The 16,684-nt window shown below is 32.8% G+C and carries 13 protein-coding genes and 1 pseudogene; 13 read left to right on the forward strand and 1 reads right to left on the reverse strand.

The features are described 5' to 3' along the window. Positions 1-322 precede the first annotated feature (322 nt). The 13 genes from ABFX15_RS06095 to ABFX15_RS06155 all read left to right on the forward strand — a co-directional run bounded on the left by ABFX15_RS06095 (position 323) and on the right by ABFX15_RS06155 (position 16,010). Positions 323-1,393, forward strand: coding sequence for a glycosyltransferase family 2 protein (locus tag ABFX15_RS06095; protein ID WP_346024585.1), 1,071 nt, complete (start codon positions 323-325; stop codon positions 1,391-1,393). Positions 1,394-1,440: 47 nt separating this feature from the next. Next, the gene (locus ABFX15_RS06100) at positions 1,441-2,874 is read left to right on the forward strand and encodes a lipopolysaccharide biosynthesis protein (RefSeq protein WP_346024586.1); all 1,434 of its coding nucleotides are present in this window, start codon (positions 1,441-1,443) and stop codon (positions 2,872-2,874) included. Between the two features lie 16 nt (positions 2,875-2,890). Next, complete coding sequence (locus ABFX15_RS06105) at positions 2,891-3,820, forward strand: glycosyltransferase family 2 protein (protein ID WP_346024587.1); 930 nt, start codon at positions 2,891-2,893, stop codon at positions 3,818-3,820. Positions 3,821-3,940: 120 nt separating this feature from the next. Beyond that, the gene (gene wecB / locus ABFX15_RS06110) at positions 3,941-5,053 is read left to right on the forward strand and encodes a non-hydrolyzing UDP-N-acetylglucosamine 2-epimerase (protein ID WP_346024588.1); all 1,113 of its coding nucleotides are present in this window, start codon (positions 3,941-3,943) and stop codon (positions 5,051-5,053) included. Positions 5,054-5,096: 43 nt separating this feature from the next. After that, the gene (locus ABFX15_RS06115) at positions 5,097-6,317 is read left to right on the forward strand and encodes a hypothetical protein (protein WP_346024589.1); all 1,221 of its coding nucleotides are present in this window, start codon (positions 5,097-5,099) and stop codon (positions 6,315-6,317) included. Continuing rightward, complete coding sequence (locus ABFX15_RS06120; protein WP_346024590.1) at positions 6,295-7,686, forward strand: sugar transferase; 1,392 nt, start codon at positions 6,295-6,297, stop codon at positions 7,684-7,686. The genes ABFX15_RS06115 and ABFX15_RS06120 overlap by 23 nt, the downstream gene beginning before the upstream one ends. A gap of 32 nt (positions 7,687-7,718) precedes the next feature. Continuing rightward, positions 7,719-8,471 carry a glycosyltransferase family 2 protein gene (locus tag ABFX15_RS06125; protein ID WP_346024591.1) on the forward strand — a complete coding sequence of 251 codons (753 nt, stop codon included), beginning with the start codon at positions 7,719-7,721 and terminating at the stop codon, positions 8,469-8,471. A gap of 18 nt (positions 8,472-8,489) precedes the next feature. After that, complete coding sequence (locus ABFX15_RS06130; protein WP_346024592.1) at positions 8,490-9,611, forward strand: glycosyltransferase family 4 protein; 1,122 nt, start codon at positions 8,490-8,492, stop codon at positions 9,609-9,611. A gap of 17 nt (positions 9,612-9,628) precedes the next feature. Continuing rightward, positions 9,629-10,789: a glycosyltransferase gene (locus ABFX15_RS06135; RefSeq protein ID WP_346024593.1), complete on the forward strand. Its 1,161-nt coding sequence runs from the start codon at positions 9,629-9,631 to the stop codon at positions 10,787-10,789. Between the two features lie 26 nt (positions 10,790-10,815). Further along, positions 10,816-12,234: an asparagine synthetase B family protein gene (locus ABFX15_RS06140; RefSeq protein ID WP_346024594.1), complete on the forward strand. Its 1,419-nt coding sequence runs from the start codon at positions 10,816-10,818 to the stop codon at positions 12,232-12,234. Positions 12,235-12,274: 40 nt separating this feature from the next. Next, positions 12,275-13,627: an MATE family efflux transporter gene (locus ABFX15_RS06145; protein ID WP_346024595.1), complete on the forward strand. Its 1,353-nt coding sequence runs from the start codon at positions 12,275-12,277 to the stop codon at positions 13,625-13,627. A gap of 14 nt (positions 13,628-13,641) precedes the next feature. After that, on the forward strand, positions 13,642-14,655 hold the full coding sequence (locus ABFX15_RS06150) for a YveK family protein (protein ID WP_346024596.1): 1,014 nt from the start codon (positions 13,642-13,644) through the stop codon (positions 14,653-14,655). A gap of 23 nt (positions 14,656-14,678) precedes the next feature. Then, a complete protein-coding gene (locus ABFX15_RS06155; RefSeq protein ID WP_346024597.1) occupies positions 14,679-16,010 on the forward strand; it encodes an O-antigen ligase family protein in 1,332 nt (443 codons plus the stop codon). A gap of 110 nt (positions 16,011-16,120) precedes the next feature. On the opposite strand, the pseudogene ABFX15_RS06160 reads toward ABFX15_RS06155, so the two are convergent. After that, positions 16,121-16,570: pseudogene (locus ABFX15_RS06160) on the reverse strand (ATP-binding protein); the annotation flags it as partial. Positions 16,571-16,684 lie beyond the last annotated feature (114 nt).

Genomic DNA, 16,684 nt, shown 5'->3' on the forward strand with positions numbered 1-16,684 from the left:
ACCGCCGTATACGGAACCGTACGTACGGTGGTGTGAGAGGACGGTAAATAAATTAATTATTTACCTCCTACTCGATTGACCAAAATAGAAAGGAACTTATATATCTAAAGCACCATGGCACATGAACAGACAAAGAAAACTCAGTATACATTCATGGATTCCGCAGTCTGCTCAGGTCTGACACAATATGACAAGTTATGAACAAGTGTCAGAATCTTTATTAAGAAACAATGAAAATTGTTTGAAAGCTTAATCTGTGTGGTATAATATCTCAAGATTGCTTTAATCAGAGCACTAGCAACCTTGTATTCAAAACTACCTTATGAAAGGGCGCCATCTTATGTTCGATGTTTCCATTATTATGCCGGTGTACAATGTAGCAGAGCATTTGCCTCGCGCGATTGAATCGGCTTTAGCCCAAAAAAAAGTCATCGGTGAAATCATTCTGGTGAACGACGGATCGACAGACGGATCCAAAGAGATCTGTGAAGCCTATGCAGAAAAAGAGCCGCTCCTGATCACCGTCATCAATCAAGAGAACCAGGGATCTGGTCCGGCACGAAATGCAGGGATGAAGCAGGCCAGCGGGAAGTTCATCTACTTCGCTGATCCAGACGATTATTTCAGTGACCGACTGCTTGCAGATAATCTGGCGCTCGTCAAACAACGTGAAACAGACATTATCGTCTTCGGCTACACTCAGGAAAAAGCAGGCAGACTCGACACACGTGAAGTCAGACTGCCGAGACTGCCGCAGATGGATACGCAGAAAGATTTCCGTAAGCATTTCAGGAACTTCTATCATTTCTCGCCGTATGCTTTATGGAATAAGCTGTACCGTAAGGAATTTCTAACAAAGAATAATATTAAGTTCACTAATCAGCGAATGGGACAGGACGCGCTCTTCAACATTGAAGTCTACAAGCATCTTGAATCTGTGACCATTAATCGCCGGGCCTACTATCATTATGTCACTCATCAGGGATCCGCAGTGAACCGCTACCGAGAAGACCGGTTCGATCTTGAGCTGAACATTGCAAAATCTTTCGAGTCACTCATTATAGAATGGGAAGAAGCGGAAGAGTTTAAGGATCTGATTGCGGAAGAGTATTTCAATGTCATTTATCTTGAAACTGCTAACCTTGTTCATCCGGACTGTCCGTTTACAACTGAAGAGAAAGTGGACCGGCTGACTGAATTGTGGAACGATATAGGCAAGAACAAAATCGTTCCCGGAAAGAAAGACGAGAAGAATCCGTTCAGATATGCTTTGCTTTACGAAATGAAGACGGGACACCACCGAAATGCACTCTTCCTGATGAAAACCAGGAATCTGGCTGCGGCCAAGTATACAAAGCCTTTTACTAAAATCAAATCGTTTTTTAGAAACTAATTACTAACAAATCATAATTAACGCGCACAGACAGGAGTTTTTGCACTATGTTCGATCAATTTAAAAGAGGTATCATGTACACGGCAATGGGAAAATACTCCATTGTCATCGTGCAGCTCCTTGTACAAGCCTTTTTAAGACGGTTGCTGGCTCCTAATGAGTACGGAATTGTCTCAGCCGTTAACATATTCCTAGTCTTTTTTCAGTTATTAGCTGACTTTGGAATAGGACCAGCTATTATTCAGAACAAAGATTTAAGTAACAAAGAAGTGAATTCTATATTTTCTTTCAGCCTATACGTAGCGATTGGCCTGAGCATACTCTTTGTTTTCTTAGGTTACCCCATGAGTTTATTCTACGGCAACCCAGTATTTATCCCAATCAGTATGATTCTCGCTATTGCCGTCTTCTTTTACGGTATACTAGTCGTGCCGCAGTCGATACTCCTTCGGGAGAAAAAGTTTAAACTCGTTAACTTAACGACGGTATCAGGTGCGATTGTTTCAGGCATCGTATCGATTATTTTGGCGCTGTTAGGCTACAGCTATTATGCCATTATTATAGGAAATACAGCCAAAGCTTTCACGTTATTCATCGTATTTTATAGTCAAACACATGTTAAAATAGGATGGAAGTTTAGTTGGGCGCCGCTCAAAAAAATATTCGCCTTTTCACGCAACCAGTTCTTATTTAATTTTATTAATTATTTTTCTAGAAACTTAGATAGTTTATTAATCGGAAGATACTTCTCGGCTAGTGCATTGGCTTATTATGACAGTGCCTACCAAGTGTCTCTTTATCCGAACCAAATATTAACCAGTTTAGTGACATCAGTGATTCATCCGATTTTATCCGATTACGAGGATGAGAAAGAACGAATTAAACGGGTCTATTTAAGAATTTCCAACCTACTCGCTACGATTGGACTACCTTTATCGATTTTCTTATTTTTCTCCGCACAGGATGTTTTGTTTTTCCTATTTGGGACACAGTGGGGGAATAGTGTGCCAGTATTCCAGATTTTAGCTTTATCCGTCTGGATTCAAATGATTTTGTCCAGTACAGGCGGGATTTTCCAGTCAGGCAACAGAACGGATCTTTTATTACTGTCCGGTATTCTTTCAACAGTCTTCAATGTCATAGGAATTGTTATTGGTGTCATGCTTGGACAAATCGAATACGTCGCTCTGTTTTTAGTCCTAGCCTTCAGTTTAAACTTTATACAAGCTAACATTTTGCTGATGAAAATCATGTTTAAATCAACTTTATTTGAATTCTTAAGTGTATTGAAAAAACCATTCATCATGGCAGTTATGCAAGCTATTGTCTTTTACTTCTTGCCAGAACTGAACTTCTCTATTTTCATCAACCTTCTAATTAAAGGTAGCTTATTCGTAGTCGTATGGCTAGTAGGACTACTAATGACTGGGGAAATGAAACGACTGCTTACCGAAGTGAAACAAGCTAGAGGACAGAGTTAAGGAAAGGAACTTTTAAATGAATCAGCCATTAGTCAGCATTATTGTTCCAGCCTATAATGTCGAACGTTATATAGAAGAATGCATCGACTCCTTACTGAACCAAAGTTATAAAAATATAGAAATCATTGTTTTGGATGATGCCTCAACTGATGCAACACGTTATTTAATGAGACAATATGAAAGTCACATTCAAATTATCGAAAACGATACGAATCAAGGGCAGGGAGCAAGGCGTAATCAAGGTATAAAGCTTGCTAAAGGCGAGTACATTTATTTTGTAGACTCCGATGACTGGATTGAACCGAATGCCATTGAAAGACTCGTTAAGCAAGCAGAGGCAGAAAAGTTGGATTTGGTTCGTTTTAACGGAGCAGCCTTTTACGAAGGCGGATCGGCTCCAAAAGAAGAAGGGAATTATGATTTTTCTCACGTCTTAAAAGACAAAGCCGTCTATACTGGAGAAGAGCTCTTAGAAAAGAACAGAAAGAGTTACTCTGCTTCACCTTGCTTATACTTAGTAAAAAAGGAAGTCATTGATCAACACAACTTGTTTTTCTTAGAAGGGGTCTTACATGAAGATGAGTACTTTACGACACGCCTCTTTGTCTCTGTTGAAAGTATGTCCTATTTAAATGAAGCTTTATACCACAGACGCTACCGTTTGGCTTCAACTATGACAGAAAATACCGACACACATAAATTAAAATCTTTTGACTCTTATTTAAAAGTGTTTAAAGCATTAGAAATAGAGTATGAAAGTAAAAAAATGAATCCCTTGCAGAAAACATTCATCAAACGACAGTTACTTTCTATATACAACGGTTTGAAAGAAAGTCCTGTACTTCCTGAGAATAAGAGAAAGTTAAGAGGTTTAGAAAGTATTACACTGATAGATAAAGTGTATTTAATCTTGTCTAAAGTAAACCACCGTATAAATAAGAAGTGATGACACCTTTACCGGAAGATAACAATTTTAAGAACTCCTAACGGTAAAGGGTCTTTTTATGGTAGAATGATGCCTGATTAAAATAGAGTGTAAAGAATAACAGAATGGGAGAATAAAGAAATGAGGAAGAAAGTTGCGGTCGTTTTTGGGACTCGACCAGAAGCAATTAAAATGGCCCCCGTCATTCTAGAATTGAATAAACATAAGGACTTCTTCGAGCCAGTAGTTATAGTAACGGCCCAACATAGAGAAATGTTGGATCAAGTTCTTAAGGTATTTTATATCACTCCTGATTATGATTTAAATATAATGAAGAAAAACCAAAGCCTATCGGATATTACCACCGATGTTCTAAAAGGGATAGAAGGTATTTTTAAAAAAGAACAGCCCGATATGGTACTTGTTCATGGGGATACTACAACGAGTTTTTCAGCTGCCTTAGCTGCCTATTATCAGCGTATACCGGTGGGACACGTTGAAGCAGGTCTTCGAACCTATGATCACGATAATCCATTTCCAGAAGAAGGAAATAGACAGTTAATTGATAATTTAGCTGACTTATACTTTGTGCCAACGAAAGCTACAGAACAAAATTTATTATTGGAAAACAAAAAACAGTCAAGAATTGTGGTAACAGGAAATACTGTTATTGATGCAGTACATTATATAAAAAACACTCGAGTTGAACACAGAGTTCTAGATTTAATGAAACATAAATCGGATCAAAAATGGATAGTCCTTACTATGCATCGAAGAGAAAATTATGGCACACCTATGAAAAATGTGTTTAAAGCTGTAGTCGACATAACTGAAAAAAATTCAAATGTAGAGATACTTATGCCGGTACATCTAAGTCCAAAGGTACAAGCTCTAGCCAATGAAGTTCTAGGTAATAATGATAGAATTCATTTAGTAGAACCCCTCGAAGTGGATGTTTTTCATAAAGTAATTGATCAAGCGTATTTAGTATTAACTGATTCAGGAGGCTTACAAGAAGAAGCTCCGACCTTAAACAAGCCAGTTTTAGTCCTTAGAAACAAAACAGAGCGTCCTGAAGGTTTAGAAGCCGGTACACTTAAACTAATCGGCACTGAAACGGATTCAGTCTATGTTCATGTGTCCAATTTGTTGACTGATAAAAAAGAATATATTAGAATGGCCGAGGCATTAAATCCATACGGTGATGGTACGGCTAGTGCAATGATTGTTAAAGCATTAAAAGACTTTATGTAAAAGGGATTAATGAGAGGAAAGGAATACCATGAATATAATTCATATGGTTAAACAATGGGTAAATTACCATGAGGAAAAACAGCATAAATATGGAACGATTGTTTTAGTATTATTAGGGTTAGCTTTTGTATTAGCCGATTGGTCTTTATATTATTTCTCTTTTGCAGAATTTATTATCATGGCAATCCTACCGATTCTTTTTGTTGTTGGTCAATTGAGATTAAGTAAGTGCCAGATTCAAACTATTTCTTTAATAATAGGATTAATAGTTTTTCATGCTTTTTTACGAGATTTTTTAAATATAGAGCCTTATTTTTATCGTACAACACTACAAGCTAGTATTAAGCTAATTTTTTATCTTTTTGTAGTGACATTTTTCTACAATTATATAAAAAGAAATAGCTTTGAAGAAAGATTTTTAATTATAAACAATATATTAGCTATATTAGTGATTACGGTTGGTCTATATATAGTCTTTTCAATATACAATAACCATGAGTACCCATATCGTTTTTTTTGGAGTTTTACTCGAGATGATTATAGAAGCTATTATTTCAGTGGGAATTCTGACTTTATTAGAATGAGAAGTATCTTTTCTGAACCAGCTCACTTAGGGCACTATTTATTAATTGTACTAACTGCTAATTTATCATTTTTCAAAGTAACTTTGAAAAATGTTCCTATTATTATCATATTATGTTTAGGAGTTTTTTTAACATTTAGCTATAGTATGGTCATTACGTTATTCATAATTTTATCTATATTTTTACTCAAAAATAATAATATAGGAAACTTAAACAAGGTGTATCTGCTTATATCTATACTGACTATTTCAGTTGTGCTGTTCATTTTTAGAGACTATATATATGAAACATTCATCCAAAGAACTATTAATATTATTTCTGGCACAGATGGATCAGCTTATATTCGATTAGTTCAAAGTTGGATGTATGTCGAGAGAGACAAATGGTGGATAGGGAATGGCATCAATCATACACCAGTCATTACTAATAACTTTGCCTACATGCTATCTGATTTAGGTTTATTCGGATTAATTCCATTTATTATTCTCAATGTATGGATCTTTAAAAATTCAGTTATACTGGGAACATTGTTTTTAATGCTTAATATCAGTAGAGGCAGTTATTTAGGTCCAAGTTTCTGGTTCTTACTTCTTTTCATTTTAATATATATGAATGGAAAGAAAGATACTGATATAAAAAATGCTAGGAGGTCCCCTCATGAAAAAATCGAGCGGGTTTAATAATACAAAAAAGCTATTTATAGTAATTACTGATGTGGTGTTATTTCATTTGTCTTTCGTACTATCCTTTTTAGTACGTTATGATTGGAACATCCCTCAGTTTAACTACATTGCGTATGAAAGTGCACGACCTTTTATATTTCTCGCATTTATATTTTTAAATATAATGTTTGGAAATTATGTGATGTATAATAAACAAAGAACTGATTTCGTCTACTTGACCATTATAGTACAGTTCTTCATGAGCATTTTAATAATGGCTATGACTTTCTTCGGTAGATTGTTTACTTTTCCGAGAACTATTATATTAATAAGCTTTATCATAAGTAGCGTTTTATTGACTATATGGAGATTGATAGTGTTTCAATTGTATCTTAAAGTTGATGGAACTAAGAATGTGCTGGTGATTGGTGATGAAATAAGCTGTAAAAGAGCTATATTTAATATAAATCAAGCTAAAAATAATCGACATAAGGTTACTGCTGTTGCTTTAGATAATTATTTTGAAAATGTTCAATCTTCGATTAATCATGTTGATATTATTTATATAGCCAAGCATATAGATGAGAAGGTTCGAACAGAAATTTATGAGCTTGTAATTAGGAACAATAAGCAACTATTTCTATCTACTTCTTTTGAGAATTTAGTATTAATAAATCCAAATATTATGAATATTGAAGATGAAAGTATTATTGAAATAAACGAATTCAAAATTTCACCTGAAGAAGACTTGATCAAGCGTATAATAGATTTCTTGATTTCTTTAGCGATGATTATTGTAACATCACCTATTATGATTATTACATCGATCATAATTAAACTTACTTCAAAAGGTCCTATACTATATAAACAAGTTAGAATAACTAAAAATCAAAGAGAGTTTAATATTTTGAAATTCCGAACAATGAGTACAACAGCAGAAAGAGATTCTGGTCCAGTCTTAGCATCAGCAAATGACACACGTGTGACGATGGTAGGTAAGTATTTAAGGTCTTTAAGAATAGACGAACTGCCTCAACTCTTTAACGTACTAAAGGGTGACATGTCTTTAGTTGGGCCAAGACCGGAACGTCCATTTTTCGTAGAACAATTCGTCAATGAAAACAAGTATTATGATCTCAGACACAATATTCGAGCAGGAATTACTGGTTTTGCTCAGGTATACGGTAAGTATGCAAGTGATTTTAACAGTAAACTCAATTTTGATTTATTATATATACAAAAGTATTCATTGCTTTTTGATGTTAAAATAATGCTTCAAACAATTAAAATTTTATTTGATAAAGTTTCTTCACAAGGGGTAGACGAAGAAGAACTAGTGAATTTAAAGACAGAACCTCTTCCTGATGATATCAAGATACTAAAATAATTTAGAATTAATATAAAGAGAGAAGAATTAAAATGACTAAGAACTTAGTTTCAATCATAACTCCTGTCTATAATGCTGAAAAATATTTAGGTGAAACAATAAGCTCAGTATTAGCACAAACGTATAAAAATTTTGAATATATCTTAGTTGATGATTGCTCTACTGATGCTAGTGCAAAAATTATAAATAACTTTGCTCTGAAAGATAATCGCGTTAAGTATGTGAAATTAGAAAGAAACAGTGGAGCTGCTGTAGCGAGAAATACGGGTTTAGAAAAGGCACAAGGAGCTTTTATTGCTTTTATAGATAGTGATGATAAATGGTATAATTCAAAATTAGAAAAACAAGTAAAATTTATGACAAAAAACACTCTGGGGTTTACTTATACTAAATTTGATTTGATAAACGAAGATGGGTCCTTAAAAAAAGCTGATGTACAATTGCCTAAAAAACTAAATTATACCGGGCTCTTAAAAAACACTGCCATTGCATGCAGTACAGTTATGATAGATAAACGTATTATTGGTGAATTTAAAATGCCTCTTGTACGTAAAGGACAGGACACTGCGACGTGGCTAAAAATATTAAGGAGTCACGAATATGCTTACCTACTTGATGACGTTTTAAATCAATATAGAAGTGTACCATCCTCATTATCTAGTAATAGAATACAAGCATTAAAAAGAACATGGAATACCTATAGAAACTTAGAAAATCTACCTTTGCATAAAGCTTTATATTATTTTGGTTTTTATGTGATGAATGCAGTATTAAGAAGAGTTTAGTTCGAAAGGAATGATTTAGTGAAGGTTCTTCATATTAATTCTAATTATTTAACATCTAAATTACATGAAAGTTTACTGGAAAAACTGGAATCAAAAGATATCACTAATACAGTTTTTATGCCAATGAAGTTCGAAAAAAATGAAGAAATTAAATTTGACTCCAAATATAATGTATATAATCCGGTTGCATTTAAGCATATTGATCGATACTTTTTTATGTGGAAGCAAAGGAAAATACTTCATCAATTACTTCAGACTCTAAACCCTAAAGATTATCACATGACCCATGCACATACACTATTTACTGATGGGAATATTGCGTATCAATTAAAATTAAAATATAATGTTCCATACGTAGTCACAGTTAGAGGGTATACGGATTTAGATGGATTTTTTAAATTAAGATTAAATCTTAGGCGCAGAGGCAGAAAGATATTGGAGAATGCTAAACACATTATATTTCTTTCGGAAACTCAAAGGTTAGAACTACTAGAAAAATATATTAACAATACTCGCTTAAAAGAGTATATTTTAAAAAACTCATCCATCATTCCAAACGGAATTGATGAATTTTGGTTTACTAATGAAGGGAATCAAAAAAGTTTAAATACAGATAGCAAGATTAACTTAATATCTGTAGGAGAAGTACAAAAGCGTAAGAATCAATTGACTACTATTAAAGTAGCAGAGCATTTGAAAAATGAATTTGACATGGATGTCACACTCACACTTGTTGGAAAGTTTCGTGATAAAGAGTACGCTAAAGAACTTCAAAAGGACTACGCAATAAAGATAAACTTACATGAATTCGTTCCGATGGAGAATCTTATAGATCTTTATAGGGATAATGATATATTTATATTACCTTCATATCAGGAGACTTTTGGATTAGTTTACCCTGAGGCTATGAGTCAAGGACTACCCATTATTTACACTAAAGACCAAGGCTTTTATAGACAGTTTAAAGAAGGTCATGTCGGATATGGGGTTAACCCTACAGATGTTAGTGGTATTGCTGCTAAAGTAGTGAAAATAATGAAGGAATATGATGAACTATCCCATAATGCTTTGAAGGCATACAAAAAATTTGACTGGAATAATATTTCTAGAGAAATTAAATCTATTTACAAAAATATTTGATATAAGGAAGATGACTAGTGAGACATACACATAAATGTCCTCGGGTACTGCATATAATGAGTGGATATGGCGGAGGAATTTCTGCTTTTATAGCTAATAAAGCTCAAGCTTTTGCAGATCAAGATGTACCATTTGACGTCATCACATTTGATGATACTAGCTCTGATTTCGAACGATTGATTGAAGAGACAGGTGGAAAAGTTTATAAAATAACTAATCCTAAAGAAAAAGGATCAAAATTTTTTTACAATGAAGTAAACAGTATAATGAATAAGTTGCCAGAAGACACTTTAATTCATTCTCATGTTTATGGAATAAAAGCCATTCCTTTTTACCTTATAGCTAAAAAGAATAAACTACACCGGTTCGTTATTCATGCACATACTGCTGCTCCTCAATTAAAAAACAATTTCTTACAAGAGAAATTAAAAAAATGGGTCAATCGCTCGCTTTCAAAAGAGAAACTATCATGTGGTATAAAAGCTTCAATTAATATCTTTGGGGAAAAAGAAGCTTTGAAAAACGACATTGTTCATATACCTAATAGCATTAATTATGAAGAGTTCAGTTATAAAAGAGATAGTAAGCAACTAAAAAAAGACATTTTAGGTATTGATGATAACCGTTTAGTTATAGGTAGCATTGCAAGGTTTAGAGAATTAAAAAATCATAAATTTATGGTAGAAATAATAAAAGATTTGAAAGAGTCAAATATAGATTTTGTATGGTTTTTTGCCGGAGAAGGATTGTTAAAAAACGAAATTGAACAACGTGTTAAAGATTTAAAACTTGAAAAAAATGTTATTTTTTTAGGTTATAGAGATGATATACCGAATCTTTTTGAAATGATGGATATATTTGTATTACCATCATTGAATGAAGGACTACCAACAGTAGTAATAGAAGCTCAAGCTGCTTCTACTACTTCCTTACTATCAGATACTATAACTAAAGAATGTGATTTAGGTTTAGGGTTAGTAAACTACCTTTCCATACAGGATAAAAAGCAATGGGTAGAGAGCATAAAAAGTTTTAGACCTGTTAATATAGAAAGTAGTACTATTGAAAAAAGACTGATTGAAGGAAAGTTTACAAATGATACATCCGCAAGCCTATATAATAAATTTTTAAATAAGGAAGTAAAAAGATATATGATTAAGAGCCTGGAGAAAGAGTAAATGACATGGATAAAAGGAGAAACTAAATGGATAAGCTATATTTAATGTCTAAAAAAAAAAATAATAGTTTTAAGAATATTTTAAAGACGAATGACATTTATCTACATTACAATGATTTGCAAGTCTCACATTTCTTTAACGGTGATTCAAAAATTATTATATTAGGTCATGCAGTACATTGTAAAAATGTAGACTTAGATTTAATCGATATTTGTAAAGAAATGTCTGAAATGAATACTCTCTCCGAAGTAATTGAATACAGTGATTATTTAGTAGGAAGATATATAATAATTAGGAGTTATGAAAATTCTACGCAGATCCTACCAGACGCAACGTGTACCATTCCGGTAAACTTCTATTCCGATGAACAAGATTTATATATTTCGTCTACTACTCATTTAATTGGAAAATTGACTAATACACTTTTGTCTGAAGAATCTCTAGAAATAAAAAGTAAGGCGGAAGAGCAACACCCTCTTCCTTATAATATAACGATGTACAATAATGTTAAGACATTGATTCCAAACCATTTATTAAATGTAAATAAAATGGAGATGTTTAGATATTATCCAAATGAAAAGCAGTCTGAAAAAAGTTTTGATTTTGTTCTAGATGAAACAATAAATGTAATGGACAATCTAACTGAAAGATTTGTGAAAGAGTACAAATTTTCCTTACCTATCACATCGGGTTTAGATAGTAGATTGTTGCTAGCCTTAATGAAAGACCATATGTCTGATATACCGTTATATACTTTTTATGATAAAGGCGATGAAGAGAACTGGGACTTAGTAGTACCAAAACAAATGTCAGAAAAATTAAATTTAGAACACCATGCTATTGAACGTATCCCAATTGAAAAGACCGCTTTAAGTAAACTGACAAAAATTTTAGATCATCAGCAGAATGAAAGAATTCTCGAAAATGGATTTTCATTATCCGAATCCTCTCTATCACATAGGCACTTCTTAGCAGGTGATATAATTCCAATTGTGAAAAGTAACTTTGGGAAAAATTATTCAGAAAAATTGGCGACATTATTTTATTTAAACACTAAAACACATAATTATTCTAAGAATAACAAAAAGCATATAAAAAAGTGGATAAAAGATGCTGAAAATGATTATAATGTGTCTAAATTTGATTTATTTTTCTGGGAGTATAGATTTGGACGTTGGCTGCCTAAAAATGCTAATAATTATGACGTATTTTCAAATCCATTTTATATCTTTAATTGCCGTTATCTAATTAAATTATGGATAAGTATTTCTAGAGAGGAGCGAACTAGTCGTTCTTTTCATAAAGAGATTATTGAAAAAAAATGGCCGGAACTACTTGAATTTCCGTTCAATCCTGGTAACAAACTGGGCAGAATTTTTAGTAAAAATCAATATAGTTATTACGTAGCCAGCTTAGCAAAGTATAATATCAATCGATTTAGATAGTAGAATTAATTACCGTTTTAATCTAAGGGAGATTATAATATTGTTTAAAAATATTTTAAGAGTGACTATAGCTAATATAGCTAATTTTGGAAGTAGTTTTATCGTAGGATTTATATTGCCTGCGGTGTTATCTGTGGCTGCTTATGGTCACTACAAAGAATATACCCTCTATTTAAGCTTTGTTTATTTGTTTAATCTAGGATTTAATGATGGAATATACATTAAATATGGAGGGGTAGATGCGGACAAAGTTAATAGGGAAGAAGTGCATTCTGAGCATAATTTTATCAGGGTGTTTCAGATTATAATCTTTTTACCAATGATTATATATGGACTGATCATGCAAGATTATATTATTGCATTTTTTGCCTGTTCAACACTGTTTATTACTATAAAAACCTATCATCAAAACTTTTCCCAAGCAGTCGGGAATTTCAAAGTGTTTGCGAATGGAAATATTTATAAAAGTATATTTTATGTAGGCTTCCTCTTGTTTGGAATATTTGTATTAAGATCTGAAAACTATCTCGTCTACATATTCATGAGCGTCTTGAGTTTCCTTCTTGTGTTGTTATATTATGAGTACGTATTTTATAAAGAATATGGATTTAGTTCAACTTGGAATTTCAAAAATAAATTTTCAATATTTAAAGTAGGCTTTTTCATCTTAATTGCTAACATGTCTCTAACTTTTGTTGGAAATGTTGGGAGTTTGGTGGTTAATTTTGGTTTTAGCATTGAAGAGTTCGCTCAGTATTCCTTTCAAAGTTCAATTTTAAATGTAATTTTACTCATAGTTAATGCTGTCGGAATGGTCTTTTATAATATAATTTCCAAAAAAGAAGATAGAGATATGTTACGCTTGACAAAGCGTATTTCTATTTTTTTAGGTGTGTTTGGAGGACTAGGTTTCTTTGTATTTAAAGGAATAATAGAATTCTTTCTGACTGACTATATAGACTCTTTATCATTATTATCAGTGACATTTATAGCGATTCCTTATATTATGGTATCTAAAATATTGATTGCCAATCTATATAGATCTCGACGAAGCGAAATGAAATATTTTAAAGACAGTCTCATCTTTGCTGCATCCTCATTTGCTCTAGTTGGACTAGTCTATCTGATCACTCAAAATTTATTAGCTATAGCATTTGCCACTACTTTTTGTTACATTTTTTGGTTTATCTATGCGACTAGGGTAGAATATAGTTACTTAAAAAGTTCTAATAAAGAACTACTTTTATTAGCAAGTCATTTAATTGTGTTTTATATTACTGCAACATCATTTAATATACTATTAGGATTTTTAATTTACTTTGTATATATTGTTTTGGTATCCTTAGCTTTTAATAAAGAATTAAAAGATTTAATCAAATTTGCGAAAAAATAATAGAGGAGTAAATAATGGACATTAAAACATTTATCTTAGAATTATGGGATTTAATAAAAAAAGAAAAATGGTTAATCACATTAATCACAGTCATCATTTCAGTTTTGTCTGTAGCAGTATTGTTTATTATGGAATCTGATTTTCAGAGTACAGAAGAAGGTAATGAAGATGAAGTAATTACTACTCCTGCAAGGTTTGATATTTATTTAGAGCAAGAATTACAAGGTGCTTTCACCAATTCTTATCTTCTTGAAATTATGTTGACTCAAGAAGAAGTTATCCGTGAAATTGAAAATATGACACAAGTAGATATCGTAACAGTTTTAGAAGAATTTGCTGAAGAAAATGATACAATATATACTCCTGAGGACCCCATTAACATCGAAAGAAATACTTCAAGCAATTTAATGGAGATCACTGTTAACATAGGATCAGATGAAGAAAATCTAGCAGTAGCTGATGCTTACACAGAGTGGTTAGGAGACAATGAAGTAGAGTTTTTTAGTAATAAAGATGTCTATATACTTTCATACCCAGCTTTCATTGAAGAGGATGACTTATCTTTGACTGTTGGTCAAATATCTATGCGAAATGTTATAATTCAAGCAATTATGAGCATAGTCATTGGATTTGGTATTGGGATATTTTTAGCTGTATTAAAAGTCTTGCTAAGCAATAAAATTCATTACGGATTTACCTATGGATGGGCAAGCGACGAAATTTATATGAAAGAAGATAGCGGGGCTTCAATTGATAAAGTTGCATTTGATATTCTAAACAGCGACTTTGATTCTCTGGTGGTATTGTCGGAAAATGATTTAGATCAGACTTTAAAGGATAAAATAGTAGAATACGATTCAAAAAATGTAAAAATTGCAAAACAAATTTCAGAGTTACCTATTAGTGAACAGTACAATGAATTTGTGTTTTTAGTTAAGAGAAATGAAACGACTAAAGATTGGTATCATTCCCAAAGAAAAGACTTGAAATTGTATCCTAATGTTAGGGTGAAAATCGTTGAGATATAACGATATGTTGACTGAGGTGTCGTATGAAAAAATTAACTTACTTGCTAGTAGCATCCGTTTTTTTAGGTGCACATATTTTAGCAATTGATATAGGTATTGCGAAGGTTTCAATGTACCGGATTATGTTATTCACTATATTTGGGTTAGGGACACTTCTAATGTTCCAAAATCATTCTATACTTGAAAGTACGTTTCAAAGGCAAAGACTTCAGTACCGTTTTATATATCTATTTTGGCTATTTTCAGCTGTCATCTCGATATTATGGGTTAGCGATATTTCGAGGTGGGTAAACGGTATATTCTTCGTAGGTTGTGGAGTGTTCTCAATCTTCATTATAAGTTCATTTGCTAAAACCGAGAGTGACATTAAACGGTTGTTTCTGATAGTTTTCTTAATGATAGTGTTGCACCAACTTATTGGAATTTATGAAATTGCGACCAATCATTATATGTGGGCAAGGTTAAGTAGCAATCGAGCAGCTCAGTTTGCATCTAGCTGGAGAAGAAGATTACCTTATTCGACTTTTGCCAATATTAATGACTATTCTACAGTCATTTTTGCCATTATACCTTTCTCTTGTATATTCTTTAAGCTTTCCAAAAGTAATTGGCTTAAACTCACAAGCATATTTTCAATTTTAGCAACCATACTCTTATTATATCGAACAGGTTCTAGAGGTAATCAATTAGCTTTCATTGTATTTATACTTACAATTGTTTGTTTAAAAGTATTAAATCGAAGGGTAATCACTTACTTAGTTTATGCTACTTTAACACTAAGTTCAGTAGGAATTATTGTCTTTTTTGCTTTTTCGTCTGTTCGTCAAGCCATATATGGCGAGCTGCAAGCTTTTATCAGCCACGGAGGATCGAATCTCTATAGAATAAATATGATAATAAATGGATTTATTTATGTTATAAAACATTTTGGTCTCGGAGTAGGTGCTGGTAATGTCGAGCATTGGTTAACACATTATCCTGTACTTGAAGTAGATGCACCGAATATTCACAATTGGTTTATGGATATTTTGACAGGGTACGGGTTAATTACATTTATATTATATATCATCATGTATATTTATATTCTCAGACAATTATATGTATCTCATAAATACAGTAAGAATCCTTTTGTAAAAACTGCTTCATTATATTTATTTGCCTATGTAGTGAGTTTCATATTCTCATCTCTATCGTCTGCATCAAATATAATTATAGAATGGCAATGGGTTTATTGGGGTGTCATTATAGCTTATGTGCAGTATACAGAGACAGCTGAGAGTAATATAATATCAGAGAAATGTATGAATCAGGATAGTACAAAAATCCCAAATAAAACAATTCACTCTTTGTACTAATACAATAGACCTTTTGTAAGGTGTCAACCCTGTGTCAAGGGCAGTATAAAATTGTAGTTTTGTGACAGAATAAAAATGTAAGTTTTGGACAGTCTAGTTTAGCTCTTTATTTATGTTTTGCCTTTCATACGATAAGATTTACCGGTAATCTTGAAGACTTTTACATGATGAACGAGGCGATCAAGAATGGCAGCAGCTATTTCAGTGTTTTGAAATAGCTCGCACTACCGAGACAAGATGATATTCGTTGTAATTAATGTAGGTTTCTGTTCGTATCGCATCGTTAAGAGCTGAAAGAAGAGGTTGGCTTCAACCTTCTGAATCGGCAGATACCCTATTTCATCAATGATTAAAAGGTCATACCGAGCGTATCTTCTAAGGATACGATCGACTGTCCCTTTCTCAAATGCAGAGCGTAGACGTAAAAGTAATTCATGACAACTAATAAAGAGCGTGCGGTATCCTTGATGACAAGCCTCAATACCTAAGGCGATAACGAGATGCGTTTTTCCTACACCAGGATTTCCTATGAAAACTAAGTTTTCTTTTTTCTCCATGAAGTGTAGAAAAGCATTCTATACCGATAAAAAAGAGGCGAAAAAAGCAATGTGATCCAGCAGACGTGAATACACTGCTGGATCACATTGCTTTTTTTCTTGTCAAATGTCTCCAGC

Source organism: Alkalibacterium indicireducens (genome assembly GCF_039522005.1).
Classification (GTDB): Bacteria; Bacillota; Bacilli; order Lactobacillales; family Carnobacteriaceae_A; genus Alkalibacterium; species Alkalibacterium indicireducens.